Below are 2,698 nucleotides of genomic sequence, written 5' to 3' on the forward strand. Positions count from 1 at the left end.
TTTATTGGTCTGACAAAAGGAGTATGGAATGAACCGGAAGTTAAGTGGATGTTTGCAACGATAAACGAAAGAGCGGTCATGGCACTTTTAGCGCGCACGGGCCCAGATGGATTGAAGCTGTCCGACAGGGTATGGCGCACAAGCCAGAGAGCCAGAAATGCACTTAAGGTTATTGTTGAAGACGGAGTAACGAGAGGGTTGGATGCCAGGAAGATGGCCCGGCAAGTGCAAAAATATCTTCAGCCTGGAGTATGGACTGTGCTGAAAGAGGAGACGAGAAAGCGGTTGGGTGTACCCAAAGATGTCAGCATGGAGGCTATGCGGTTGGCCGTTACCGAGATGCATAATGCTTTCCACGAAGGTACACGTATGGCGTGGAATGCGGTGCCAGGGATACAAGGCTATTACTGGCGCTTGTCCAACTGGCACCCGATAACCGATATATGCGACGACTATGCATCACACAATGGAGATGGGTTTTGGCCAAAGGACCAGGTACCGATAAAACCTCATCCATGGTGCAGGTGCTATATCATACCGGCAGTAGAGGAAGTAGATAAATTTGTAAGCAGGCTTAAGGAATGGGTTGTCACGCCAGAAGCTCACCCGGATATTGAAATGTGGTATAATAATATTAAAGGGTTTATAAGTCGACCTAACCCGATGCGGCTGAGCGATTTTACAAAGCCAGCGTCGCATTTTGTCAATTTGCTTACAGCGGAATTTAACGTCCCGAGGCATACAGCGGAAAAGATAGAAGAGATACTCGAGGATATACGGAAAAGGACTGTGGAAGAAGGCGTCGAGTTTGCTGCAATGGTGGATTGGGCTAGCGGCAACGTTACAGGAAAGGTTTTGAAAGGCGATCAATCCTGGTGTGACATAGGTCCGCATCTGGATGCGATGATAGAAGGCAGGACGTATATCCATATGCATACCCATCCGGCCAGCTCATCTTTTTCAGATGCGGATGCGGCATTATTGGCTTACTATGACAAGCTGAAAATGATGGTTGTGGCTGGCGCTGATGGAACAAAGTATGTTTTGTTGCGAACAGATAAGGTCCAGAAAGGTGAAAGCCTCCGGGCGACAAAGAGGCAAATAACCGAGGTTTACAATGAGGAGAATCAGAGGTTGCGGCCTAAATACATGGCAAGATATTTCCAGGGAGAGCCCGAAGACAAACTTTGGAAAGAGCATTCTAATGAGATATGGGAAAACATAGCGGAAAAATTGGGCTTTGTGTATAGACGGATTTTGGGGAGGTGAATTGTGGTGAAAAGGGAAAGATGGAGTCCAACACTTGATGAATTTATGGAGCACTTCAAAAAGGGGCGACTTTATGAACCGCATATAAACGATCCACCGTACAAGTATTGGGCGGAGGAAGAAAGACAGAAGCAGAGAGAGCAGGGCCGAGAAAAGAGGGATGAAAATGCGAAAGATACCGGGCAATGAAATACCCAAGGGAATGCAGTTATCGGAGCCTGAAAGCGAACCGCGGGAGAAAAAATATATCACTTTGGCAGAAGCAAATTATGTTGCCGATATCAGAAGAGCTATATCACAGTTGCCATATAACATCGAGATTCAGGAGCTGGTAGTAACGGAGGGGAAAAACTCTCCACCAGTCATTCAGCTCGTAGTGACAATCACATAATGGCTGACACAAAACCGTTGGTATTTAAAGCCAGCGGTTTTTTTTATTGCAAAATTGGTTCAAAGGAGGTGAAAAGTGAATGGCATTAAAGATAGCATCGGTAAAGAACAGGGTCAGCGAAAAAGCATGGGGTGATGTTGATAAATCGGCTATCTGGAGAAGGCTCAAGGAAGCGCTGCAGAATGATGAAGCAGGGGCTAAAGAAGCGGTCAGGGAAATGTACGCAGTAGTGAAAGCGGCCGTAAACGCAGATTTGACGCAAGCAGACTGCTGGGGTCCACATCACGAAATTATAGACGACACGCTTGTCTTGAACAGAAATGGCCTGTTTGCGGCGGCGCAGGCTTTAGTAGGAGCAAGAGCAGAGCCCGATCTGACGCCGGAACAAAAGAGAAGTGCAGCCAGACATATCCTCAGGCATTACAGGGAGCTCGGTCTGGAAGCTCCGGAGAGCATACGGAGCCTGGCTGGCGAAAGGTCGCTGGAAGGCGAGATGATAAGGCTCGAAGCAGCGGTCGCAGGCGAGATGAGTGTGGAGGAGGTTCCGGCCAGCGCCGCAATAGATGTCCAAGCGCTGAAAGAGGGAGACAGCGAACCTCTTGAGGTAGTGGTCGAGATCCCGGCGGGCAGGAGCAAAAGAGGCTGGCTGTATACGCCACAGGCATTGAAACGCATAGTTGATGTGGTCATGGAACAGGGATTGCCGGGCTTCTTGGGCCACCAGAAGCCGGAGGATGTGGACCATCAATTCCCGCAGCCTGTAACCCATTGGGTGGGCGGCAAGATGGTCGGAGACAAGGCATATATCCGGGGAGTGGTGGATCCAGCAGCAAAGGACCTAAAGCGGTGGATTAAGTCCAGAGCTGTAAGAACGGTAAGCATTTACGGGATCCCAAAATTGGAGCATGTAAGGGGTGAAACAAGGGTTGTAGATTTTCAGCCGTTGTCCATTGACTGGACACCGCTCGGCAGGGCGGGTATGGACACCAGGGTTGTGGCTGTGGGTGAGATGGACACAATTATCACAAAAGGAGGGGA

General features: G+C 49.2%; 2 protein-coding genes and 2 pseudogenes. All 4 read left to right on the forward strand.

Going from position 1 to position 2,698, the window contains the following annotated elements; translation table 11 throughout:
• Positions 1 to 1,269 (forward strand): annotated as a pseudogene (locus FWJ59_RS09210) (hypothetical protein); the annotation flags it as partial.
• Positions 1,270 to 1,272: 3 nt separating this feature from the next.
• The gene (locus FWJ59_RS09215) at positions 1,273 to 1,458 is read left to right on the forward strand and encodes a hypothetical protein (RefSeq protein ID WP_414481642.1); all 186 of its coding nucleotides are present in this window, start codon (positions 1,273 to 1,275) and stop codon (positions 1,456 to 1,458) included.
• The gene (locus FWJ59_RS09220) at positions 1,436 to 1,660 is read left to right on the forward strand and encodes a hypothetical protein (RefSeq protein ID WP_414481643.1); all 225 of its coding nucleotides are present in this window, start codon (positions 1,436 to 1,438) and stop codon (positions 1,658 to 1,660) included. Before FWJ59_RS09215 ends, FWJ59_RS09220 begins: the two co-directional genes overlap by 23 nt.
• Positions 1,661 to 1,739: 79 nt before the next feature.
• Positions 1,740 to 2,698 (forward strand): annotated as a pseudogene (locus tag FWJ59_RS09225) (hypothetical protein); the annotation flags it as partial.

The organism is Caldicoprobacter sp. (assembly GCF_047459465.1).
In the GTDB taxonomy this organism is placed as follows: Bacteria; Bacillota; Clostridia; order Caldicoprobacterales; family Caldicoprobacteraceae; genus Caldicoprobacter.

Coding starts and splice junctions, on each gene's coding strand:
- FWJ59_RS09220 (WP_414481643.1), top strand. CDS start 1,436: ATGCGAAAGATACCGGGCAATGAAATACCCAAGGGAATGCAGTTATCG.